Origin of the sequence: Flintibacter porci, assembly GCF_041925195.1 — a bacterium.
GTDB classification, from domain to species: Bacteria; Bacillota; Clostridia; order Oscillospirales; family Oscillospiraceae; genus Lawsonibacter; species Lawsonibacter porci.
Genome location: NZ_JBHEVB010000006.1, coordinates 29,318 through 53,708, shown reverse-complemented (window position 1 = coordinate 53,708; position 24,391 = coordinate 29,318). Strand labels below are relative to the sequence as shown.

The 24,391-nt window shown below is 52.9% G+C and carries 21 protein-coding genes; 19 read left to right on the top strand and 2 right to left on the bottom strand.

What is annotated here, in order from left to right:
• Nucleotides 1-25: 25 nt before the first annotated feature.
• The 3 genes from ACEVJL_RS07785 to lysS all read left to right on the top strand — a co-directional run bounded on the left by ACEVJL_RS07785 (nt 26) and on the right by lysS (nt 2,860).
• On the top strand, nt 26-700 hold the full coding sequence (locus tag ACEVJL_RS07785; RefSeq protein WP_374737409.1) for a hypothetical protein: 675 nt from the start codon (nt 26-28) through the stop codon (nt 698-700).
• A gap of 129 nt (nt 701-829) precedes the next feature.
• On the top strand, nt 830-1,303 hold the full coding sequence (gene greA / locus ACEVJL_RS07780) for a transcription elongation factor GreA (RefSeq protein WP_008980237.1): 474 nt from the start codon (nt 830-832) through the stop codon (nt 1,301-1,303).
• A gap of 51 nt (nt 1,304-1,354) precedes the next feature.
• Nucleotides 1,355-2,860 carry a lysine--tRNA ligase gene (lysS, locus tag ACEVJL_RS07775; RefSeq protein WP_374737408.1) on the top strand — a complete coding sequence of 502 codons (1,506 nt, stop codon included), beginning with the start codon at nt 1,355-1,357 and terminating at the stop codon, nt 2,858-2,860.
• 167 nt (nt 2,861-3,027) lie between these two features.
• Here the strand turns inward: lysS and ACEVJL_RS07770 are convergent, their stop codons facing one another.
• Nucleotides 3,028-4,257, bottom strand: a complete 1,230-nt coding sequence (locus ACEVJL_RS07770; RefSeq protein ID WP_287878475.1) for a site-specific integrase — start codon at nt 4,255-4,257, stop codon at nt 3,028-3,030.
• A 57-nt stretch (nt 4,258-4,314) separates the two neighbouring features.
• Entirely contained in the window at nt 4,315-4,515 is a 201-nt protein-coding gene (locus tag ACEVJL_RS07765) for a hypothetical protein (RefSeq protein WP_007713156.1), read from the bottom strand.
• A gap of 821 nt (nt 4,516-5,336) precedes the next feature.
• Here ACEVJL_RS07765 and ACEVJL_RS07760 point away from each other — a divergent pair.
• From ACEVJL_RS07760 to ACEVJL_RS07685, 16 genes are all read left to right on the top strand, one after another.
• Nucleotides 5,337-6,500 carry a YqaJ viral recombinase family nuclease gene (locus ACEVJL_RS07760; protein ID WP_353845855.1) on the top strand — a complete coding sequence of 388 codons (1,164 nt, stop codon included), beginning with the start codon at nt 5,337-5,339 and terminating at the stop codon, nt 6,498-6,500.
• A gap of 16 nt (nt 6,501-6,516) precedes the next feature.
• Nucleotides 6,517-8,790, top strand: coding sequence for an SF1B family DNA helicase RecD2 (gene recD2 / locus ACEVJL_RS07755; protein WP_287878482.1), 2,274 nt, complete (start codon nt 6,517-6,519; stop codon nt 8,788-8,790).
• 69 nt (nt 8,791-8,859) lie between these two features.
• Nucleotides 8,860-9,855 (top strand): hypothetical protein, encoded by a 996-nt coding sequence (locus ACEVJL_RS07750; RefSeq protein ID WP_374737407.1) that lies wholly within the window; start codon nt 8,860-8,862, stop codon nt 9,853-9,855.
• Nucleotides 9,856-9,893: 38 nt separating this feature from the next.
• Nucleotides 9,894-11,672, top strand: coding sequence for a YodL domain-containing protein (locus ACEVJL_RS07745; protein WP_374737406.1), 1,779 nt, complete (start codon nt 9,894-9,896; stop codon nt 11,670-11,672).
• A gap of 8 nt (nt 11,673-11,680) precedes the next feature.
• On the top strand, nt 11,681-11,932 hold the full coding sequence (locus ACEVJL_RS07740; RefSeq protein WP_209342315.1) for a hypothetical protein: 252 nt from the start codon (nt 11,681-11,683) through the stop codon (nt 11,930-11,932).
• A gap of 72 nt (nt 11,933-12,004) precedes the next feature.
• Nucleotides 12,005-12,967 (top strand): Cas9 inhibitor AcrIIA9 family protein, encoded by a 963-nt coding sequence (locus ACEVJL_RS07735; protein ID WP_287878494.1) that lies wholly within the window; start codon nt 12,005-12,007, stop codon nt 12,965-12,967.
• Nucleotides 12,968-12,978: 11 nt separating this feature from the next.
• On the top strand, nt 12,979-13,524 hold the full coding sequence (locus tag ACEVJL_RS07730) for a DUF7666 domain-containing protein (RefSeq protein WP_374737405.1): 546 nt from the start codon (nt 12,979-12,981) through the stop codon (nt 13,522-13,524).
• 1 nt (nt 13,525) lies between these two features.
• A complete protein-coding gene (locus ACEVJL_RS07725; protein ID WP_374737404.1) occupies nt 13,526-15,718 on the top strand; it encodes a PcfJ domain-containing protein in 2,193 nt (730 codons plus the stop codon).
• Between the two features lie 65 nt (nt 15,719-15,783).
• A complete protein-coding gene (locus tag ACEVJL_RS07720) occupies nt 15,784-16,266 on the top strand; it encodes a hypothetical protein (protein WP_374737403.1) in 483 nt (160 codons plus the stop codon).
• Between the two features lie 12 nt (nt 16,267-16,278).
• Nucleotides 16,279-16,503 (top strand): hypothetical protein, encoded by a 225-nt coding sequence (locus ACEVJL_RS07715; RefSeq protein ID WP_374737402.1) that lies wholly within the window; start codon nt 16,279-16,281, stop codon nt 16,501-16,503.
• Nucleotides 16,500-16,820: a hypothetical protein gene (locus ACEVJL_RS07710; RefSeq protein ID WP_374737401.1), complete on the top strand. Its 321-nt coding sequence runs from the start codon at nt 16,500-16,502 to the stop codon at nt 16,818-16,820. The genes ACEVJL_RS07715 and ACEVJL_RS07710 overlap by 4 nt, the downstream gene beginning before the upstream one ends.
• Nucleotides 16,820-18,841 (top strand): NAD-dependent DNA ligase LigA, encoded by a 2,022-nt coding sequence (gene ligA / locus ACEVJL_RS07705; protein ID WP_374737400.1) that lies wholly within the window; start codon nt 16,820-16,822, stop codon nt 18,839-18,841. The genes ACEVJL_RS07710 and ligA overlap by 1 nt, the downstream gene beginning before the upstream one ends.
• Nucleotides 18,842-18,917: 76 nt before the next feature.
• The gene (locus ACEVJL_RS07700) at nt 18,918-19,142 is read left to right on the top strand and encodes a hypothetical protein (RefSeq protein ID WP_374737399.1); all 225 of its coding nucleotides are present in this window, start codon (nt 18,918-18,920) and stop codon (nt 19,140-19,142) included.
• Between the two features lie 20 nt (nt 19,143-19,162).
• Nucleotides 19,163-21,283, top strand: coding sequence for a hypothetical protein (locus ACEVJL_RS07695; protein WP_374737398.1), 2,121 nt, complete (start codon nt 19,163-19,165; stop codon nt 21,281-21,283).
• On the top strand, nt 21,280-23,745 hold the full coding sequence (locus tag ACEVJL_RS07690) for a hypothetical protein (RefSeq protein ID WP_374737397.1): 2,466 nt from the start codon (nt 21,280-21,282) through the stop codon (nt 23,743-23,745). Before ACEVJL_RS07695 ends, ACEVJL_RS07690 begins: the two co-directional genes overlap by 4 nt.
• A gap of 4 nt (nt 23,746-23,749) precedes the next feature.
• Nucleotides 23,750-24,382 carry a hypothetical protein gene (locus ACEVJL_RS07685; RefSeq protein ID WP_374737396.1) on the top strand — a complete coding sequence of 211 codons (633 nt, stop codon included), beginning with the start codon at nt 23,750-23,752 and terminating at the stop codon, nt 24,380-24,382.
• Nucleotides 24,383-24,391 lie beyond the last annotated feature (9 nt).

The window sequence follows — 24,391 nt, the reverse complement described above, 5'->3', positions numbered from 1 at the left end:
AACGTTGCGGGAGGGGGGATGCGTTTTGTTGGGACAGCTGGTGTTCAGTCCCGATGGCCGGGAGCGGGCAGAGCGGCATGACCTGTATGGACTGGGTGTGCTCCAGGTCCGGGTGCGGCCCGGCGGCTGGCGGGAGAAGGGACGGCTGCGCCGCGGCGGAAAGCGGCTGGCTCAAGGCGGAGTGCGGCGAGTCCTGGTTCCACGGGGCTTTGACCAGTGGCCTGTGCTGGAGCGCTGGGGGCTGAGCGGCGTAGATCCTGTCCCGTTTCTGCGCTTTTATACCCCACAGATCGTGTTGGCTGTGTTGAAGCGGCGGGGGATCCCTCCGGAGAGCGCTACCGTAGCCCTTCGAAGCCGGAGCGTGGACCGGGATATGGCCCGAACAGCTCAGCTGTTGTGTCCCTTAGTACGTCAGGTAGCTGTCAACGCGCCCCAGGGCGGGGAGGAGCTGTCTTTATGGCTTCGCAGGGAATACGGCCTGCCAGTGCAGCCGGATGGAACGGAGGTGTCCCTGGCGGTCTACTTTGACGGAGAGGGAGCGGGGGAGAAGGATCTGCTGCTGTGGGGGACAGCGCCTCAGATGGGAGAGGTGATCCCCCAGGCAGAGGCATTGGCTCCCCAGGACCGGCAGGATCTGTGCCTCTTGGCGGCTCTGTGGGAAACGGGAAAAATTGGTAAATTTGAGCTAGAATTTACTTGACACAGGGCGGAAAAGTAACTATAATAACACAGACTGTATCCTTATAACTTTTTATAGTTACCCTGTATATTTGACCGGGTCCGGAGGCGCTGCCCTCCGGCCTAAGTTTGGAAAGGTGTGCGAGATATCATGGCGAAAGAATATAAACTGACTCCTCAGCGCCTGCAGGAGCTGCAGGACGAGCTGGTCTATCTGAAGACGGTGCGCGAGAAGGAGGTTGCGGAGCTGATCAAGGAGGCCCGCTCCTTCGGCGACCTGAGCGAGAACAGCGAGTACGATGAGGCTAAGACCGAGCAGGGCAAGCTCTACTCCCGCATTGCTGAGGTGGAGGAGATTCTGAGCAACTATGTAGTCATTGACGAGAGCGACGACGGCGGCAACTATGTGCGCATCGGCTCCACCGTGACCGTGCTGGACAAGGAGTTTGACGAGGAGCTGGTCTATAAGATCGTAGGCTCCCAGGAGGCCGATCCCATGAACGGGGTCATCTCCGAGGACTCTCCCTTTGGCCGTGCCCTGCTGGGTAAGAATGTGGGCGACGACGTGGTTGTGGACGCTCCCGCCGGCAGCGTGGAGTACAAGCTGCTGAAGGTAGAGCGGTAAGAATACAAACTCCGGAATCCCGGAGAGAAAGAGATAGGAGTGCGCGCATACATGGCCGAGAAGAATAACAACGCGGTTCCCCAGGAGGAGAACCTGTCCCAACTGCTTCAGATCCGCCGGGACAAGCTGAAGGACCTGCAGGAGAGCGGCAACGATCCCTTCCAGATTACCCGCTATGCGGTGGACAACGATTCCGCCAATATCAAGGAAAATTTTGACGCCCTGGAGGGTCAGCCGGTGTCCATTGCCGGCCGCCTCATGTCCAAGCGCGGCATGGGCAAGGTGTCCTTCTGTGATCTGCAGGACAAGTCCGGCCGCATCCAGCTCTACGCCCGGAAGGACGAGATGGATGAGGAGGAATATAACCGCTTTAAGAAGTACGACATCGGCGATATCGTGGGCGTGCAGGGCGAGGTGTTCCGCACCCAGCGTGGCGAGATGTCTGTCCGTGTGCAGAAGGTGACCCTGCTGAGCAAGTCCCTGCTGCCCCTGCCTGAGAAGTTCCACGGCCTGACCAACACGGAGCTGCGTTACCGCCAGCGCTATGTGGACCTGATCGTCAACCCCGAGGTGAAGCGGAATTTCATCATCCGCTCCCAGTTTATCAAGTACGTCCGTGACTTCATGGATGCCCGTGGCTTCATGGAGGTGGAGACCCCTGTTCTCAACACCATCTCCGGCGGCGCCACTGCCCGGCCCTTCATCACCCACCACAACACCCTGGATATCGACATGTATATGCGTATCGCCACCGAGCTGCCCCTGAAGCGGCTCATCGTGGGCGGCATGGACCGGGTGTATGAGATCGGCCGTATCTTCCGCAATGAGGGCATGGACCCCAAGCACAATCCTGAGTTCACCACCATCGAGCTCTATCAGGCCTATGCCGATTTCAACGACATGATGGATCTTTTCGAGGAACTGCTGTCCTCCGCCGCGCAGAAGATCCTGGGCACCTATCAGGTGGAGTGGCAGGGCGAGAAGATCGACCTGACCCCCGGCTGGCCCCGTATGCCCATGCACGAAGCGGTCAAGAAGTACTGCGGCATCGACTTTATGGCCATCACCTCCGACGAGGAGGCCGTGGCTGCCGCCAAGTCCATCGGCGTAGAGCTGCCTGAGACCGCCGACAAGACCTGGGGCAACGCTCTGTACGAGTGCTTTGACCAGAAGGTGGAGGAGAAGCTCATTCAGCCCACCTTTATCACCATGCACCCCGTGGACGTGTCCCCCCTGGCCAAGCGCTCTCCCAGCGATCCTCGTCTCACCGAGCGCTTCGAGCTGTTCATCTGCCACAGTGAGATGGGCAACGCCTTCTCCGAGCTCAACGACCCCATTGACCAGCGCCAGCGCTTCCAGAAGCAGGTGGAACTGCGGGACAAGGGCGACGACGAGGCCGGTATGATGGACGAGGACTTCCTCACCGCTCTGGAGTACGGTCTGCCCCCCACGGGTGGTCTGGGCATCGGCATCGACCGCTGCGTCATGCTGCTGACCAACTCCGACTCCATCCGTGAGGTCATTCTGTTCCCCACGATGAAGCCATTGGACAAGTAAAGCACAATATGTAGTGTCTGACGGAAACGGACAACACAAGATGAAGCAAAAGGGGCTTGCGACTACAACTTTTTTACAACTTTTGCTTGAAACCAGACGACACCAGACGGGCCAAAATGAAGGGCAAATCCGCGTTCGAGATGCGGATTTGCCCTTTTTTGTAATTTTCACATCAGCACCAAATTGCCTTTGATCACTTCTGCTTTTTCCTTCATGTTTTCCTGCGTGATATGGGTGTAGATGTCCATGGTGGTGGAGAAATCAGCATGTCCCATCACTTGCTGGATGAACTTAATGTCATTTGTGCTCTCGCAAAGTCTGGTGCAGAAGGTGTGCCGTAAATTATGTACGCTGAAATGAGGCAATAGATCCGGCTCACGGTCTTCCAATTCTGCTTGGTCCATTTCTTCGGCGTTGTAGGCGATGGAGATGCGCTCAATGGCCCGGTTGATGTTGTGGGCACTGAGAAAGTAACCAGAGCGGTTTCGGAAGAGGAAACCATGATAGCCGTTCATCACGAGATCCTCCGGGTACAAGGCGTCCATCACTTCAATCAGCGCACGGAGCTGTTCGGCAACCTCCGGATACAGGATGGGAATAGTGCGAGTACCGCTTGCCGTTTTGGGAGTGGTAATGTGAAAGCCTGCTTTCCCATCAATGACCCGATAAATCAAGTTGTGATTCACGGAGATAGTGTTGTTCTCCAGATCCACATCGTTTTTGGTTAACCCAGTACACTCTCCCACACGCAGTCCCGTACCAAGCAGCACGACCATGACGGGCAGCCAGTGACTATACATTGGCGATTTGGAAATGAAGCGCAGGAAGTTCTTCTGCTGCTCCTTGGTCAACGCAATCCTTGTTTTTGCAGGCTTTCCGCTTCCATCGGATTTTAGAGAACGGTAAACACCCTTGCTGGGGTTCTTTCGGATATAGTCATCATCGACTGCCAATTCAAGTGCGGGATGAACCAGATTATTGATGCTTTCCAGCGAGTTGATTGCAAAGCCCTTTTTCAAAAGCTTAGTGTAAAATGTCAGGATATCGCTTTTACGAATATTGGGCAGAGGAGTGTTAGCAAACGGCTCGTCCTTAATATAACTGCTCCAAAGGTATTCGTAATTTGCCCGCGTGGAAGCCTTCAACTGGAGTTTCGTATCCATGAGAACTTTGAACATGTCATTTAGGGTGATTTTCATGGCCTCTTGGGTACGAACGCCGTCATCGGCATCTTTCGTGAGTTGCTTTTCTTTTGCGCGAAGAGCGGCTAAGTCAGTATCGTAAATGTACTTTTTCTTTTTCCCCAGCATATAGACAAACATATAGCTGCCGTCTGAACGCTGGGTTTCGCCTGGCCGGAGATTGCGGCCCTTGTTGTCTTTTCTAATTTTGGGCATAAATTGATACCTCCCGATGGTTGGTGTGCTGTTGCGCCCCTGGTGGGCAGGATTCTGTCAGCATGAGATCTCGTAAAGATATTCCTTTACGCGCTGAACGCTCCAGAGGACACGAGAATTCATGGTGATGCGAGCATGGGCAAGGTCGCCGATCTGAACGGCAGTGTGCCGCCCGCAGTCGAGCAGCTTGCAGAGCGATTCCGTATCTACCGCCAAGCACTGCTCAGGCGAAAGGTCATTGGGTTTTCTTTTCTCCATAATTGCCCTCCTTTATTTGCAATTACATATATCCTCTACTGTTTGTAGGGAAAGGTTTTCAACAAAAACAATGAAGTCATTTAAATTCATCGGGAAGTATCAGGTCTCTTCCAAAGGCCATTTCCTGCGCCGGGCTTTTCCGCCGCGTATTGTCAGGGCCTGCTATGCAGTATTTCAGCCATGGGCGTGCTCCATGCAGTCATCACACACTATCCACAACCCCTGTATCACACCAAAGGAAAAGATTATAGGGTCTGTCAAGGTACAAAAGGAGCACAGACAGGCGGTGGAGCCACACGCCATATCTATACGCTTTATATATAGGGACGGAACGGGTTGAATTCTGCAAATTCTCATTTTTTATTCTCAGACAGATACAAAGAAATAATTAAAACACTATATATAGATAACAACACTTGACTAACACTATATATTGTGCTAAACTTGATTCGTAATTGATTTTTGTGCGCCTCCCGTATGGGATACAGACCTAAGTTCTGTACCGCAGGCCAAAGGCCCGCATTGCACACGCAGTTAAGATTGTACTTGTGCCAGTAGTATTACTGCGCCCGTATGGGTCGGTATATTACTGGCTTTTTTCTATTTTCAGGGAATGCCCATTCCCTATTGGCGAGGATGACTTTGGTTCACAGGTTGCTGTGGACAGCAGGCGTATGCCGTAGTCACCCTCGCTTATTTTTTTGCCCAAATGCCGGAAGCGGCTTTGAGGATATATCAAAAATCAGAAAGGCAGGTATACAAATGAACACGAAAATGCCGAACCATGACATCATGGTGAAAGAGAAAAAATCGAACGAGAGTTGGAGGAAGTTCAAGAAACTGCAGCAGCCTATCAAGAGGCAGTGCCCGGTGATGAAGGCGCACGTCGTTCCTCGCCCGACGAGGAGGGGGTGCTGAGTATGCCGGATAGCTGTGCGGCATTGAAGGAAACGCATCAACCACGGGTATTGGTCGAGACCGCAGACTTATCCGAAAAGGAATGGCTCGCTTATCGGCGAAAAGGAATTGGTGGCAGTGATGTGGCTGCGCTGCTGGGTATATCACCCTGGCGGACGGCCCGTGACCTGTACTACGACAAGCTGAATATTGCAGCGGTTGAGGACAACGAAGAAAACTGGGTTGCTTTGGAAATGGGGCATCTGCTGGAGCCGCTAGTGGCGAAAATTTTCCAGCACCGGACCGGCTACAAGATCTATCAGGTCAAGAAGATGTTCCAGCACCCCAAGTATCCCTGGATGCTGGCGGATGTGGACTACTTTGTGGAACTTCCGGATGGTACGACCGCAATTCTGGAAATCAAAACCACAAACTACAATGCCAAGGATCACTGGTGGCTGAATGGGGAAGAAACTGTTCCGGTCTACTACGAAACCCAGGGGCGCCATTACATGGCCGTCATGGATGTGAATCGCTGCTTCTTCTGCTGTCTGTACGGCAACAACGAGGAAGAAACCATCATTCGTGAGATTCGCCGCGACGAGGCTTATGAGGATGAGATGATTTTCTTGGAACAACATTTCTGGGAGAACCATGTCCTTGCCAAAACACCGCCGCCCTATACCGAGGAGGGCGATCTTGTAATTGAAAGCGTGCGCCGGCATACGGGCCCTGCGGATAAGGACGCCCCTGTGGTGACCTTTGATTATTCTCTGACTGCCAAGCTGATGCGGTATCTCCAGCTCCAAGAAGAAAAGAAACGTGCTGAAAAGAACAGCAAGGAAATCGATGCGGATATGCAGCGGCTGAAGGGAGCACTGATTGCCGAAATGGGCAAGAGCTGCAAAGCCATTTGCCAGCAGGACGGCATAAATTATACGGTCACCTACAATCCGGTGCGGAAGCCTAACATCGACAAGGACAATCTGATCCGATTGAAACTGGATCATCCTGATATCTACGAGCAGTATGTCACGATCTCGGAGTTTCGCCGGTTCAGTGTGAAAGCTGATACCAAGGCGGCTTAAAGGAGGGAAAAAAGAAGTGATCCATAAAGGAACTTATGACGGGACGATTTATCACAACCCGGCAAATCGGTTCTGCATTATCAGTGTGAAGACTGCTGACAAAGAGGTGCCGCTGGAGGCCCGTTCTACCCGCCGCTACAGAGACCATCTGATCCGCTTTGTGGCGACCGGCTATGAACTGCCCCGCACGGATGCGGTGGAGCTGGAACTGGACGGTGAATGGAAGCAGGGCAAGTATGGTATGCAGCTTCAGGTGGAGCAGTGGCGCGAGATCGTCCCTCGCACCAAAAGCGGTGTGGAGGGGTATCTGGCATCGGGCCTTATCAAAGGAATCGGGCCTGCGACCGCCGCGCTGATTGTATCCCGATTTGGAGAGGACACGCTGGACATTCTGCAGAAGCAGCCGGAACGGCTTTTGGAAATCAAGGGTATCACGGAAAGCAAGCTGGAGGAGATTAAGACCTCCTATGCGGAGAGCCGGATGCTGCAGGATCTTTTGGTTCTGCTCTCCCCGTTTAAGATCACGCCGAAAACGGCGCTCAAGATCTATCAGTATTTCGGGCCGGCCAGTGTGGACATCTTGAAAAAGAGTCCGTTTGAACTGTGCCAGATATCTGGATTCGGCTTTTTGCGTGTAGATGCCATTGTTCAGAAGAACGGCGGTGACCTCCATGACCCCATGCGGGTCAAAGGAGCACTGTTCTGGGCGCTGGAAGATGGCAAAGGCTCCAAAGGGCACCTGTTCTTGCCCGGGGAAACCCTGCAGAAAGAGGCACTTCGGCTGCTCAACAACAAGATTCCTGTGCCGGCACTTCGCCTTCAGGCGCAGGAAGTCGCAGATGTGCTGCAGGACATGATTCTCAAAGGAGAAGTGGTGTCGGTCAAGGATAACATCTATCTGCCCCGGGTGTTTGCACAGGAGGACGAGACCGCCCGCCGCATTGCTATGCGGTTGGTGGAGCCGTCGGAACCGGAGCGGATCGAGCGGGTACTGGAACGGGTCAAGCGTGAGATGGGCGTGGTGTTGTCTTCCAAACAGGAGGCTGCCGTCTATGCGGCGTACCGCCACAATCTTTCCATTATCACAGGCTCTCCCGGTACCGGAAAAACAACGGTTCTGAAAACGATCCTGGAGGTATATCGCCGGCTGCACCCTGACGGCCAAATCGTCTTAATGGCGCCGACGGGCAGAGCCAGCCGCCGTATGGCAGAGAGCACCGGCTTTGATATGGCCCGGACACTTCACAGTGGTTTGGGTCTCGGCAGCGAAGAGGACGATGTCAACCGAACGAAACAGCAGGAGCCGTTGTCGGCTGATCTGATCATCGTGGACGAGTTTTCCATGGTAGATATGTGGCTGGCAGATAAATTCTTCTCTCGTATCAAGGACGGGGCACGAATCGTGCTTGTAGGCGACCCGGACCAGCTTCCCAGCGTGGGAGCCGGAAATGTGTTCCGTGAGTTGATTGACTGCAAGTTGGTGCCTGTCACTGTGCTGGATCAGATTTTTCGCCAGTCCAAAGACAGCCTGATAGCCTACAATGCCAAGTTTATCAACGAGGGCAATACCAAGCTGTACTATGGGCCGGATTTCATGTTCATGGCGAGCGATAACCAGGCGGATGCCGCCGAGCGGATTATCTCCCGTTATTGCAGAGAGATTGAGGAAAGCGGCATCGACCGGGTGCAGATTCTGTCGCCCTTCCGCTCAGAAGGTGCGGCATCAGCGGAACAGCTCAACGAGGCCATCCGTGAAGTGGTCAACCCGTTTCGCTCCGCCGAAGACGAGATCAAAATCGGCGTCAAAGTTTTCCGGGTCAATGACCGTATTATGCAGACCAAGAACACCGCAAAGGTGTCCAATGGTGATCTGGGCTTTATCCGTTATATCAAAGACGGTGAGAACGGAAAGCGTGTGGGCCTCGATTTTGGAGTTGGCCGAGAACTGGAATACAGCGTAGAGGATATGGTCAATCTGGACCTTGCCTATGCCACCACCATCCATAAGTCTATGGGTTCTGAGTATGAAACGGTTATCATGCCGCTTTTGAAAGCGCATAGCATCATGCTCTACCGCAACCTGCTCTATACCGGAATCACCCGTGCTAAAAAGCGTGTGGTGCTGATTGGACAGAAGCAGGTGCTGTTCATGGCGATTCACCGCAACGAGATCAGCAAGCGAAATACGCTGCTGGGCGCACGCATTGGCATGTATTTTAAGGCCTATGCCAGACGCGCCGGCATCCCGCTCCCGAACGAAGCGGAAAAAGAATTGAAATACGCAGGTTAAAAAGGGACGTAAAGTGCAGAAAAAGCACAGTGCGTCTCCTATTTTATTTAACAGGAAGGGGTTTGCAAAATGAACGAAAGCAGCAATGCCAAAACCATGTATGAGGCCGTACCCGCCGTAGCAGAGTTGAACAAGGTGCCGGGCTTTGACCCGCTCAAGTTCCTCCGCCGCACCAAGGACAGTATGAGGTTGGATCTGCCCTATCAGAAGCTGTGGTTCCGCATGGCCCATCCCAACGGGCGTATGCGCGTGACGGCGCTGCGGATCACCGAGCAGATGGCGATTTTCGAGGCCCGTGTGTTCTTGGATCGCAGCGATGCTGAGCCTTTCAGCATGAGCGTGGCCCAACAGCAGCTTCAGGACAACCGGGACTTTATCCGAGGCGCCCAGAATGAGGCTTTGAGCCAGGCGCTCACGGATGCCGGCTTCGGTATTCAACTCATCAGCGCCGACGCACAGGCCACCGCCGAGAAAAAGACAGCTGCGACTACTCCTGTTCAGGCGGAGCGCACGGAACCGCGGCAGGTGCCTGCCAGCGCCCCTCAGAAGCCTGCTACGCCCTCTGTGGGGGAATTCCCGGCCAACGACCTTAAAACCCAGCAGAGGACGCCTGTGGCCCCGGAAACGGCTGTGACGGCTCCGCCTGTGGAGCTGGTAGAACAGCGGCTGCCGGTGGAGCCTGTTAAGGCGGAGAAAGTGGTGCCCACGGATACTGTGATGGCTGCTGCTGAGCCGGGAGCCGTGGAGCAGACGGATGAACTGTCGCTGCCCACCCAAAAGGCTGAGATGCGAATCGAACCCAAGGGCAACGATGCACCTGCGCAGGACGAGGCTCCGACCTACACGCAGAATACTCCTGTGGAAGAGCTTCTGCAGGTGATGACGCTGGAACAGGCCAGACAGGTCGTTGTGGATGATGGCATCTGCCGTGGCATGACGATCGCGCAGGTGGCGGAGAAACGCCCGGTCAATCTGCGCTTTTATCTCATTCCGGGCAAGAGCAAGAACAACCTGGTGCGCGCTGCCGCCCAGCTGGTGCTCGATTCTCTTCAGAAGGCTGGCTGATATGAACCCCAGCGAGGGTACAAAGGGAGGAATGACAGATGGGCTCATACCCGGATGAATTTCCGTTCAATATCATGGATGTCGTGGAACTGCTGCACCTGCGTATCAGGCGCCAGCAGTCAAATAGTGTCTATGTGGATTGCCCGTTCTGTGGCGATCGCCGGGGAAAGATGAATGTCAATTTCGTCAAAAATGTGTGGCGCTGCAATTACTGCGGCGAGCATGGCGGAATGCTTGGGCTGTATGCACGGCTCAACAATACGACGACCTCGGACGCTTACTGGGAAATAGCAGAAGCTTTGTGCGACAACTGCCATGAAGAACATATACGCTCCGGGAATGAAGCTCCTAAGCTGGTGGTCAGCACCGGGTCCTCGCTTTCGGGGGCCCGGGCTGACGCCGGCCGTCATTCTACTTCCGAGCGAAAAACTGTACCGCAGTCGGAGAAAGCGAGCCCTGCGGAGATCCATCAGACGCTATCCCTGCTGTTGGCCCAGCTTACACTGCGGCCAGCTCATAGGGAGCACCTTCGTTCACCCAAGCGTGGGCTGTCTGATGAACAAATTGAATCGCTGGGCTTTAAGAGCACCCCGCCGCCCTTTTTGTGCCGCTCTATTACGGCGCGTCTGATACAGATGGGCTGTAAGGTGGAAGGTGTCCCAGGGTTCTACCGCGATGACTGCGGCTACTGGACCATGGCCTTTTATAAAAAAACATCTGGAATCTTGATTCCAGCCGTTGGTTTTGACGGCAGATTACAGGGGTTTCAAATCATGCTGGATGTGCCGCTGAAGGACAAAGATGACCCGCCGGAAAAAGCTGGCGCCAAATACATCTGGTTTTCTTCTTCTTCCAAGAGAGACGGCGCTTCATCGGGAAGCCCGGTACACCTGGTTGGTGATCCGTCTGCCCGTGTGGTGTATGTCATTGAGGGGTTGCTGAAAGCCGACATATCCCACTGTTTGACTGGACGCACCTTTGCTGCGATTGCCGGAGCCAATAACACAAGTCCACTGGAACCGTTATTTGCCCTTCTGGCGCAGAGCGGTACAGAGGAGATCATAGAAGCCCACGATATGGACAAGTACAATAACCAAATGACCATGGCGGGAGCCTCAAAAATCTATCTGACAGCCCGAAAGTACGGAATGAATTGCAGGCGGCTGACATGGAATCCCAACTATAAGGGGTTTGACGATTGGCAGCTTGCCTTGCGCCGGGAAAATCAGCGAAGAAAGGAGTTGGAAAAAAAGACATTCAAAGAACAGTACCTCAATGGCTGGTGTGAGCTGGCGCATATTGAGGACTGCACCGAGCAATGGCAGCACCTGGCAGAGAGGAGTATCAGTTTAACCGAATATTTGGGTCTGACCCGGGAAGAGCATGAAGATTTTCTGCGCCATGGCAGGAAGGCGCTTGGCGTCCTTCTGGAACCCCAGCGCAGGAAACAGCGATTTGTGCTCTATCAGCTGGAACTGGACGAGCAGAGAGCGATTCCGTTTGCTTTCAAGGATATGGAAGCGGTAAGAAAGGCCGGCTATGAGCAGCCGCCTGCGGCTCAATATCGCATGGTCTGGACGGGAGAAGTCTATTGTCCGACCGAGCAAAGTGATGCCGAGGTATTGAAACGCCTGTTTTCAGAACTCAGTGTGGGGTTGCCGGAAGACTGCAACGGACGGCCAATGTCTCTTTCTGATGTTGTGGAACTAGAGTATCCCATGAAACGAATTTACTACTATGTGAACGGAGATACACAGTTTCAACAGGTGAAATTTTCTCCAATGCTCGCCAAAAAGAAGGGTTCGGGAGGAGCATGAGCAGATTGATGGTTGTTGTAAAAGGAACGAAGAAGGGACAGTTGGAGGCGCTTTTGGAGCAATGCGTTCAGCTGGATGCGGATGTGCGCCCCAGCATGGAACAGGGATATTTCACGGTGACAGTTCCGCCGCCCTGGAATATTTCGGCACAGATGGTGGCGCAGGCAGTACAGGAACAAATCAAAGAATGGGCGGAGCAGTACCCCAATGTGGTCTGCTACTGCTTTGACAGCTTCAGCACTTTGCTCTATGTGCTGTGATACTGGTAACGATGGCATGGAATGGGCTTTGGCCCGTCCATGCCGTTTTTTGTTTACAGAAAGGAGTTCACTATGGGATATTTTTCAGAGATGTCGCTGGATATACAGGAGGGACGCAAACCGTCGGCTACTGCACTCACGGGCGAAAATGCCTTTGAGGAAGAGGAAAGCTTTGACGAGCTGCCGGTACCTCCGGTCAGCCGTTCGTCCGTCCAGTCCGAGGACGAAGCGGCACCCCAGCCTGATCCTGATGCGGCGTCCGCCGTTTCCGCTGAGATGGTGGAAGCGCCAAAGGATAACCCCGTGGAAGAGAATTGCGGATGTGACGATGTGGATGACAACAAAACGGATATGCCCGCCGGAAATGGCGCGTCCAAGGATACCGATGAAGAAAAGCGTCGTGCCGAGCATGAGGCTGCCGAAGCAAAACGCAAGGCTGAATGGGAGGCCAAGCAGGCGGAGAAAAAGCGGGCCCTGCAGGAGCAGATGGATCGCCTTGCCGCCATGAGCGATGATGAAGTGGTATCCGCCTCCATGCAACGTGTCAGTAAGGATGTGGAAAAGCTGACCCGTCGAAACATGAAGGAGTGTGTTTCGGAGTATATCCAGACGCTCTGCCTGGATGATCCGGCTTTTGCCCGGCTCACCATGCACCCGAAGAAAACCATGATCCATTGCTTCCAGTACATCAGCCGGAAGGCGTGGGACTATGTTCAGGACGAACTCAAGGCCAGTGGTATCCAGCCCGGACAGGGTGGCCAAGGCTACGGCTGCGATATTCCGGACGATTTGTGCTACCAGTGGGCGGAAGATTATTTCCGCGACCCGGATGCCAAGGAGGACCAGGAGCAGGAGGAAAAGTTTGTGTCGAAGCCCTATATTGGCAAGACTACCGGAAATACCGGCAAGAAAAAGAAAGCGGAAAAGAAGCCCACCGAAAAGAAAAAGCCGGAACCAAAGCCGGCGCCGGAAAAGAAGCCTTCTACTGATGGCCAGATGTCTATGCTGGATTTCAGCATGGAAAAAGCTGGTTAAGGAGGTAGCGTATGATCGCGTACAAAGGGTTTCATCCTGGCATGGTTTGTATCGGCTATCAGTTCCAGATGGGATTGAACGTAACCCAAGAAGCCAACTGCCGCAAAAACGGTTTCCACTGTGCGGAAGACCCTCTGGACTGTCTGAGTTATTACAGTGATGTGGATCACTCGGAATACTATATCGTCAACGCCGGCGGCGACATTGATGAAGACGAATTCGACTCAAAGATTTCCTGTACTGAATTGACGGTTCTTAGGCGGCTGACCAAGGAAGAACTTTTCACCCTTGGTCTTGCGTTTATGGCCGATCATCCGAAACGGAAATGGAACAGCCATGTGAAGAAGGACAAAGATGTGGCATGTTGTGGGTACGCTATTGTGCGTGGTGTTGACCCTGTTGCACAAGGCAGCCGGAAAGGTGATGTTTTAGCGTTTGCCAAGGAAGATCCGGTCACCGGCTGTATCCAGCAGATTGTGGTGGCGACCATTGATGGGAAGAAACTCCGACCCAATGAGTGGTATGGAGCCGATCTTGAAAAAAGGACGGTGAAATGAATTGAAGAAATCTATTCTTCTGGGGATGCCAAAACTGACGGCGTCCCCAGAAATGAAAAAGGTGGCACTTGAAGACGAGCCGGAAAAAGTGAGAACCTACTCCGGGTATACCCGCATTCGTCGCAAGTATAAATGCTATATGAATTGCATGGTTCAGAACGGCATTTTGAAGGTGGCGCTTTATCTGCCGGATCATCTTCGATTGGATGGGGACAATCCGGCCTATGAGGTGTTTCTAGATAAAAAGAAGCGCCAGTTCCTTACCTACGACTATTTGGATAAGAAGTGGCGAGATGCCAAGCTGGACAGACTGGAATGGCCTGGACAGGATTATGATGCGGTTTGCTGGGTGGGTACAGAAGACTCAGATATGGTGCAGCAGTATTTTTCCAGCGAACGGGGCGGATATTTCGGCATCCTCGATTTTCAGAGAAAAGTGAGGGAAGAACAGCTGGACCGGCATCATAAGCGGATCACCGACCCATGGGACAAAGATCTTGCTCAGGTGCCGAAATTGCCGAAAGACTGGGACCGTTGGGCCGACAAGGTGGCCGTGCGGGAAAATTTTATATTTTACCACTACAAGCGCGGCGGAGCCAAAATCGGCTACTGCACCTTCTGCGGGAAGGAGGTGCCCATTTCCGGGCATCCCTACCACAACAAAGAGGGGCGTTGCATCTGCTGCCGGCATCCCGTTGTTTTCAAGGCGCTGGGCCGCACTGGCTATTTTCAGACGCAGAGGCATTATGCTTATCTCATCCAGCGGTGTAAGGATGGGTTTGTCATCCGAGAATTCTGGGCGAACAGGACCTACCGGAAACACATTCTTCCCAGTAGCGAACCTTATTGGCATGAGTTCCGGCGTTCGATTTATGACCGCAGCGGAGAGATCCGTTCCTATTACTGGGGAATGTACTGCCAAAGAGAAGTGCGCTGGATCATGGGAAGCCCCTGCTATTACAACTATAGCTGGAATCAGTCTGGCCGGGTGTATGGAAAGACTTTGCCTGATCTCGCAAAAAAGGAGCTTCGTCATACTGGATTGGTGGAATGGGTACATAGCCATCCCGTGACTGATCCGGAGAAATACTTGGCTGTTTTGAAGCAGCTTCCCCGAGTGGAGCAAATCTGGAAAGCCGGATTGTCACGGTTAACGGAGGAATGCTTTCAATCTTGCAATAGTGTGCGGGGATTGGTGTTGTATCCGGATGAACCCGGGCTGATCCGTGCTTTGGGGCTGGATACCCAGAAATTCCGTAGGCTGCGACAACTGGATGGAGACACAGAAACTTTAGCCTGGCTACAGCTGGAAAAGCGGACAAAGCGGAGTATCCCCAATGACCTGTTGTGTTGGTTCCAGAAAGAGCGAATCAGAGCCAGAGACCTTTTGTTTATCGCAGACCGCATGAGCCTGATACAGATTAGAAATTATCTGGAACGGCAAAAAGAGTATTTTGATGGCAGTTGCCGGCAGGCGCTGACCACTTGGCAGGACTACCTTGCTATGGCGGAACGGCTGCACTATGACATCAGTGACGAGATCGTCTACCGTGTGCGCAAACTGCGCCAGCGACACGATGAACTGGTCATCCAGAGTGAAGCTGGGAGTCTGGAGGAGCAGGCATCGAAAATGGCAGCAAAATATCCCCATGTCAACGACATCTGCATGGAGCTACAGAAAAAATATGTCTACAGCGATGGCGACTACACGGTGCTTGCGCCCCAAAACATCTTAGCCATCATCAAAGAGGGGCGTATGCTCCACCATTGCGTCGGGAATGACGGAAGTGGCGAGCGGTATTATGAGCGCATCGAGCGACGGGAGAGCTTCATCATGTTCCTTCGCCGAACGAATGAACCGGAAGACCCCTATTACACGCTTGAAATCGAGCCGGATGGTACTGTGAGGCAGAAACGCACCCTGTTTGACCGCCAATATGAGGACATCGAACAGGCAACGGAATTTCTGCTGAAGTGGCAGAAGGTCATAGCGGCCCGTCTTACCGGCCACGACCTGAAGCTGGCCGAGCGGAGCCGTGAGTTGCGGAAGGAGGAATTTATCCAGATGCAAAAAGACCGTGTGATTATCCACACCGGGCATCTGGCTGGCCATCTGCTGGCAGATGTGCTGTTGGCCGACTTAATGGAGAATACGGAAGTCATACAGCCGCAGATGTTCCCTGCAGCCGCGTGAGACAGGTTCAATGGCCGGACGTTCCTTGGAGCGTCCGGCCATTCATTTAAGAAAGGGGTTTTACATTGAGTAAATTGAAATTTGAGTATAACATCCGCGGTTATCGCTATGCTCCTGAGAGCTTCCACATCTATAAGGGGTTGCCGGGACAGAAGAAGGATGAGATTCCTCTGTCCGATGAACAGCGCCAGCAGATGGGATGCCTCTGTTTGACGGAGGGGATTAAAAGCGCTGTGGCCTATGTGAAGCACATCGAACGGGAGCGGGAGCGTAAATGCCGTCAGTACATGACCTATGGCTTCATGCTCAAGGAGAACCCGCACGAATATGTGTATTGCCCTTCGCTTCGTTGCAGAGAGAGCGACACATTGAAAACTCGCCTGTGTATTTTGCAGGCAGTTCGTGAAGAATTGGCCCGGGATAAAGGCCGAGTGGAGCAAAGTGTTGAATGCGATTTGGATGGCCACTACCGTCCCGTCAATATCAGAAAGAATTATGCGACTGCAGACTTTCGCCGCCCTGTCATGGTTTGGCTGCATGTTGTGTGAACAGGAGGAATTATGAAACAGCTTGGAAATTTGTCAATCGTCTGTGCCCACCGCCCGGATGTGGTGATGCAGATCTATGGTGGACAGGTAAGTGTCCATGTGGGGGAAGGGCCGGAGCGGACTTCTCTTTTTGCCGCATGGGATGATGACGAAGTGATCCAACACATCATCCACGAATTGAATTTCGGCCGCTACGCTGTCAAGGAAAAACGCAACAGTAAGGAGGATGCCGCGTGATCAAAAACTTGAATCAGCTGAAACGCGCGCTGCGGCCCGGAATCCGTCTGCAAATCGTCGATCATTGCCGAACGGAGTGCATCAATCAACTGCGTGAGGTCACATGGATTACCTCAAATGGATTTTGCACGAAGGTGTTGAATCAGCCTGCCGACAAGATCAATGCCGGAAATGATGGTCGCGGCGCCATGCTCTGGTGGGGGCCGGCCAGCACCTGGACATTTGAAAATGGTGTGTGCAGTTCGTTTACCTGCAGCAGCAATAAAAAAGAAACGCTGATTATTGCGTTTCGTGTACTGAATGAGGAGGTAGTGTGATGAATCAGGAATTGATAAGGAAGCAGCAGGATCTGACCGCCCGGCTCAACCGTTATCGCCATGAATATTACAATCTTAATGCGCCCAGTGTCAGCGATGCTGTCTATGATCGGCTGTTTGAGGAACTTCAAGACCTGGAGCGGCAGACGGGCATCCAGATGGCGAACTCGCCCACCAGTACGGTGGGGTATACGGCAATCAGCAAGCTGGAGAAAACGAATCACCCGATTCCGCTGCTGTCGCTGGATAAGGAGAAAGACATCGTGGAGGTGTGCCGCTTCATGGGGGAACATCAGGTGATGTTCATGCTCAAACTGGATGGGCTCACCATCAAGTTGACCTATGAGGGCGGCGAACTGCTGGAAGCCGCTACCAGAGGTGATGGGGATGTGGGCGAAATTGTGACCCACAATACCCGCGCCATAGGTGGCATACCAGCACATATCCAGTATGAAGACCGTCTGGTGATTACCGGGGAGGCATTCATCCGACCCAGCGATTTTGAACAGCTAAAGGCTTCGCTGGTGGACAATAACGGAGAGACCTACAAAAACGGTCGCAATCTGGCGGCCGGTTCGGTACGCCTGTTGGATGCCAAGACCTGTATGGAGCGGCGCCTGATGTTCATGCCGTTTACGGTGCTGGAGGGATTTGAAAACCTGCCGCGCAAGTCGGAACGGCTGAAAGAACTCTCTACGCTGGGGTTTACCACCTGCAAGTATCTGGTGACCAAGCGAACGCTGACACAGGCGGAAGCGGAGGACGGGATCAAGCAGCTGCAGCAGTATGCCAAAGACAATGACATTCCCATCGACGGCATCGTTGTCACCTACAATGATGTGGCCTTCTCCAAAAGCTGCGGGCGCACAGGCCACCACTATAAGGACGGACTGGCTTTCAAATTTGAGGATGATCTGTTTGAAACAAAGCTCCAGATGATTGAATGGACGCCCGGACGCACCGGCGAGATTGCTCCGGTCGCAGTCTTTGCGCCAGTGGAGATCGATGGCTGCGAGGTGTCCAGAGCGAGTCTGCACAATCTTTCCTTTATCGAAGATCTGGAACTGATGCCGGGAAACCGTATTTTGGTATCGAAAAGGAATCTCATCATTCCTCATGTGGAGGACAATCTGGACCGCGGCGGTTTTGTGCTGGAAAGCGCATACCCCCACCAGTGTCCGTGTTGTGGGGAACCCACCCGTATCCACGAAACCAGGGGGCGCGATGAGAACGGCGAGGAACGGACGATTAAAACGCTGTTCTGCGACAATGCCGACTGCGAAACGCGGAAGCTCAAGCGGTTCGTCCACTTTGTCGGTAAAAAGGCGATGAACATTGAGGGACTGTCCGAAGCAACGCTGGAAAAACTGATTGGCCGGGGCTGGATTCACAGCTACCTGGACATCTACCGCCTGGATCAGCATAAAGACGAGTTGTTGCGTATGGACGGCTTTGGAGAGAGATCCTGGCAGCGCCTTTGGAGCGCCATTCAGCAGAGCAGGAATACGACGTTTGAGCGGTATGTGATCGCCATGGACATCCCCATGATCGGCAACACGGCCAGCGGTGTCCTTTGCCGGGTATTCCACGGCAGTCTGGACGAGTTCCGGGACGCCGTTTACACCGGCTACGACTTCCGACAGCTCCCGGACTTTGGAGATACGCTGCACAATAATATTCATGAGTGGTTCAGCAAAGAAGAAAATTTCTGTATTTGGGAGGAATTGCAGATGATGATGAAGATCCAGAAGCCGGTGCAGCCGGTTGCGGAAAACAACACGCAGGACAATCCCTTTGCCGGGAAAACCATTGTGGTGACCGGAAAGGTGGAGCCCTACACCCGCGATGAGATGAACAGCCTGATCGCCTCGCTGGGGGCGATTGCCGGCAGCTCGGTGACCCGTAAGACCCACTATCTGGTCTGCGGCGAAAAGGCCGGCAGCAAACTGTCCAAGGCGCAGGAACTGGGTGTCCCTGTGCTGGAACCGCAGGAGTTTTTCCGTATGGCGGGCGTGGCCTGAACACCAGGCCAGTCAATAACAACAGGGAGAGCGCCATAATTCGGCGCTCTCCCCCTGTTTTTATGGAGGAATTGATATGGACAGAACCTATATCACGCCAACCGTGAACCAGACCTATACCAATCGTAACGGCAGTGAATATCGCTGCACCAGTGTTGCCGAAGCAATCCGGCCGTGTGAAACAACGGCACTCTTCACGCGAGTGCGCGATGGCTGGAGCTTGCAGGCACATGGAATTCTCCAGTACGACGATGGAACCATCGAATGGAACTACTCCACTGGGGGCCACTGGCCCAGGTAATCACGAAAGGAGGGACAACTGTGAATCAAGAAATCATGCCGGCATACGCGGCCTATCAGAAAGCCATTGATCTGACATTGTATCATGCCTTTGCCGAACTGGTGGTACAGACTTCTCAGGACGACAAGGCAAGAATGCACTATCGCCAGATCGCAGCTGCCCAGATTTGGCAGCAAGATGTGGATGTCTCTATCTATTTTGAGCAGTATAGCCTGCGCTATCCTGGAGAGGTGCTGGAGCGGTTTGAGAATAAGCTGGGCACAGATATCCGTATTGTCCGTGCATTGGCACTGGCACTTGCCGTTACCCGCACACTCCACGCAGACCAGATGTTTGTGGGTAGTCAGCGTAGTGGCTTTCTTCAGAAAATCCGGCGAATCGCTGATGGGGATGTGTACCTGAGCGGTGCTCTGTATCATCTGGAGGAAGATACTGTGCGCCAGCGTGCCCTGTTGGATGCCCTGGCAAAGACGGAATACACCAAGACAGAAGAAGCCTTGTTTGTCCTTTCTCTGTTTGATGACCGGGAGGAAGGATATCAGGCAATGCACGCACAGCTGCTCCGGTTGTTTGGTCCGGAGCGAACGATGCCACTGGCTTTTAACTGTGGTGTGCTGGAGTGGTTTATCCGCACTTACGCCGAGCGGGTAAAAGCCTGCCGGTCAAAGGCGGATCTTGTACTGCGAACACTGGTAAAGATCCCTTGTATGAATATGAAACAGGATAGCCGGGAGTTTGCAGTTTTGACTGCAGCCGGGTACAGAGCAGATGAAATCATTCTGACAAACTCACTCGCAATGTGGATGGATAGAATTCCGTATCGGCTATCCTCTAACAGCATTCCTGCCGAGAAACTTGCGGCGGCGTGCTGCAAGATGTTGCTCAACTGCCCGGAGGCATTGACGGATTCGCTCTATGGATATGTAGGCTGGCTATTTACCCGCTACAAGGATTTCTCCATCAAATATGAGGGCAATCGGGATTTGTGGGCGGCTGTAAATTCAAGCCTTTCACCGTCTTCCCCCAAAACTATCCTTTGGATGAACCGAAACATTAAGCAGTCATTTAATTATCGGTTCGATGTGTTCGACCCGCAATATGATTGCCTGGCGGTCGAGTTAAAACGGGACACCTATTTGGAATTGTTCACGATGCAAATGCTTCGCTCGCTTGGATCGGCAACTACTGGACAGTGGCTTGCCCGGTATAGGCAACTGACCGGTGCCGACTACATGGAGTATTTCACTTGCTTTCGACAGCACACCGAGGAGGCGTTTACCCTTCTGGTGGAAACGAAGAAAATCGACCTGTGGGCTTTTTTTGAGAAACACCGAGCGGAGGGTGAATACGCATACCCGTTGAAGCTTCTTCGGGACTATGCCCTGCGTATTTCCAGCTGGAAATGCTATCGGTTTGTCGAAAAGTTGCTGAACCAATACAGATTTACACAGCTGCAGGAGATTTTCGGAGATCGGTTCTATTTTCACCGCTCTTTCTGCGAGAATACTGGTGGTTACGGAAACGAGAATCTTCGCACCAGAATTTCCCGGCCTTTCCTCGATCCGGAGCAGCACCGCCAGCTCTACGAATGGGTGGATGCTTCGGTTTTCCAGACTGAGCCGGAACACTATACAGCATTTGTCTGGAGCGCACTTAAAGACCCGATGATCCAGCGGCTCTACGACAGGCCTACCCTGGCCTCTGTCCTGCGGCAGCTGATTGCCCGGGGCAACAGCGGGGGCTATGATGGTGACTGCCTGAAAAAACGGTTCTATTCAAAAAAAGAACTCGAAGCCGACCGAAAGGCCGCTGCAGAGAAAAAAGAGCAGGAGCAGATGCTGCAAAAGCAGCAGGAATTTTTGAAAAGAAAGGAAAAGCTGGCGCAGATCTATAACGGAAGTGCGATGTCTTTGGTTCAATTTGCAGACAAGTATTATTACAAAGAAGAAAAACAGCAAGCCATGAATATGGTCTATGAAAAACTGTTGGAATGGCCTGCCGGCTGTGTGCAGGAACTGACGCCGATAGACACACAGAATTTCTTTGTGCTGTGCGGAATGCTGGCAAAGTACGAGACCAGGCCAAAACAAGAACTATTGGATATGGTGAAGAACATGATCGAAGGAGGTGCAGCAGCATGACCAATACGATGAAACATTTGTCTCTGCTGGGCCGCATGGAAACTGACGGCCTGATACTGAGCCTAACGGGCTTGTTTTCTGAGAACGAGTTGGACGGGGCGTGCGAAAAGGTCGAACGGCTGGAACTGCAGGCGCGGCTGAAGAAAAACAGGAGCTCCCAAATTCAGCGGAAACTGGTTGAATGCGGTGAGTTTGCAGATTTGTACCATGCTTTGTGTACCTGTGAGATCGAGGATGACAGGATCGAACCGATGCTCAAATCGGCAGATGACTGCCATGAGAGCCTGACACAGTATCCGACGGAACAGGTACTGGAGGCAGCGTCTTTGAATGTTCCAACGGCGCTGACTTTTGAGTATTTGAAATACTATTTGCCCTATGTCAAGTACGAAGAAGAGGAAAAAGCTATCCTGGATAATCTCTGGCTTTTTCCTGTAGCAGATTGGAAAGGGCTTTCTTCACTGACCGCACATCAGCGGGACATGATGCGTTTTCCATTTCTTGGCGCCTGCCTGTTCAACTGGCATAGCAACGAAAAAGAGACGCTGGTACTTCTGGAGCAGAATACACCGCTGCAGAAGATCCTCGGCCTGCTGTACCAGCAGGGCGTGACCGTATTTCTTGATTCTGGCCGCCTGAAAGAGCTTCAATGGCTGCGGGAAACCGATATCGGGAAGTTCCGCCAGTTGCTGGAGGTCTTTGAACATGATGCAGATGATTTGAGCATCTTTTTCCAACGATGGTTTGAAAACCGTGCGGGACAGTATGATCTGAACTGGTTCATCAGACAGGAAGCACCGCTGAACAAAGAACAGCGTGAGGAGATCTTGTGCAATCAGGTCAGTTACCTGAATGCATTGTATGCCGGTTGCCTCCATCTGGATTTCGGTGCGATCCGCTCGTATCAGTTTCCAATCCTTGTCTATGCGGTGGAACACCGGAAAAAGCACTTTTTACAGTTGGTGGATCAGAACAGTGAGATTTTCCTTTCTCTGAGCCGCTATGCGCTCCTGTTTGAAGACTGCTTTTGTGAGCACTGCAATATCAATTCCCTGTCAGAAAAGAATTTACAGGATTGCGATGCTGCAAAGCGCACAGACAGCTATTTTGACTGCCTGGAGGAAGGACAGCAATACACCTTTGAAGAGATGCGGCTGCTGTGGCAGCAGGACCAAATCTATGTCCGCTTGTATGCAAAGCTGACCCCGCTCCCGGTAGACCAGCGTATGCTCACGCTTCGCCAGCTCCTCAAGCGGGATCTGGTCAGCCGATACACGGAGGATGAGCAACTGACTCAGCTGGCTCAATGCCTGCTGGAGCAACCGTTCAGCGAATGGTATCGGAAGCGATTCGGACATATTCGCGGGCTGACGAGGCGGACAGCTATGCAAATGCTGTTTCATTACACCCAGCTTTGCCCCTTTGTCCCAGATCTCCAGACGGAAACGGATGCGGTCTTTGCGGCCAGAAACCTGCCATTGCTTGCCGGGTGTGAAAATTGGCCGCAGGTTCGCGCCTCTGTCCTGACCACGGATATGGATTGGGCTCAGTTAAAAGAAAGCCTCTCCATTTCAGACGAGTTTGTGAAACAGAACCAAAATCGTATCACAGACTTCCTGCTTCGAGGAGGCAGTAGCCTGGTGACTCCGCTATATAACTATCTGCAGGGAAACGATGCGGCTATTGAGGCACTCAGAAGAATCGTGCAGGCTGAACTCATGGGCCAGTTCTATGTGCTGAAATATTTCGCAGACGATCTGCGCAGGGAAATTAACCACCCAATCAGTGAGCAGCAGGAGACCGCATGGCAAAAGAACCTTGCGTTGGAGCGAGGCAAGTTTATTGCCGAAGAAGCGGATGATTTCTACCACACCATTCAGATAGGCGAGCTGCCCTATGGCACCTGCTTGTCTTACCGAACGGGGAGCCAACGAGAGTGCCTGCTGGCGGCTTTTGATTCCAACAAGAAAATCATCCTGATCAGAAAAGGTGATGAGATCGTGGGCCGCGCCTGCATTCGTCTGACGAAAGGGGCGTTTCAAAAGCCGACAGAACTGATGCTTTCTTTTGCTGATTTGGCCGGAGAGAACACAACCGAGAGCGGTCGTATTGTCAGTGAGAAGCTGGTGCTGTTTCTGGAGCGCATTTACACCACCGGCATCAATGACGATGAGCAACAAGTGGTCATGGAGATGGCCGTCGCTCTGGCAACGCAGAAGGCTGCGGAGCTGGGGGCAGTCTCTGTTCTGGCAAGGAGGTATGTCAACTGTTATGCACGGGATCAGTATGTCAGCAGCCCGTTTTATGTGTATATCTCTAAATCTAAGAACGGGCAGCAGTATCTCGATTCCCTGGGCGGCGCAGCAACGACCTCTCGCAAAGAAAAATATGTGGAAGGTGCATTTTTGGTAGAACGGGCGGCTCTGCATACCGCAGGGGCGCTCCCTGAAAAGGAGGAATGAACATATGAATGACCGGACTATGATAAAAGTGCGGTGCGACAAGGAATTGCTTTATATTCGCACCATCTCATGGGAGAAAAAGTCTCCGCATCGGTTTGCCATCCTGCGCAGCGAACTGCAAAAGTTGGAGCAGGAGCCGAATAAAAGGGTACTGACGAGTGATTGCGGTTCCTTTGCCAGTCTGCGGCTGACAAAGGGGCCAGATGGTACGCAGATTCTGGAAATCCGGTTCACATGGCTTCAGGAAGATGGCAACGACAAGGTGCATGGCTGGAAAGAGGATGTGCGGATTCCCTATGAGCCATTCCGCGCCTTTTCAGGGGCCGGAGAGGATATGGATGGTGCCGAGTGGCGCCAGCTCTCCATCCCGGAACTGGTAACACGCCGATATGAATTCCGCTGCCGGAAAAATCTCCATGAGGTTACCGGGTGCCGGCTTCTGCGTCACAAATTGGGGAAGATCCTGGAACAGCATTTCCAGTGGCGCGGCACGGAAAAGATTGTCCTCTATGATGACAGCCAGCCGTACAGCTTCTTTTTTGAGGAGTATACGCCTTATGGCAGAGGAATCTGCGGCGCCGTCATCCTGCATGGAATAGAAGACATAGCAAAGGCTCGATACAGCGTACACACATAAAATATATAC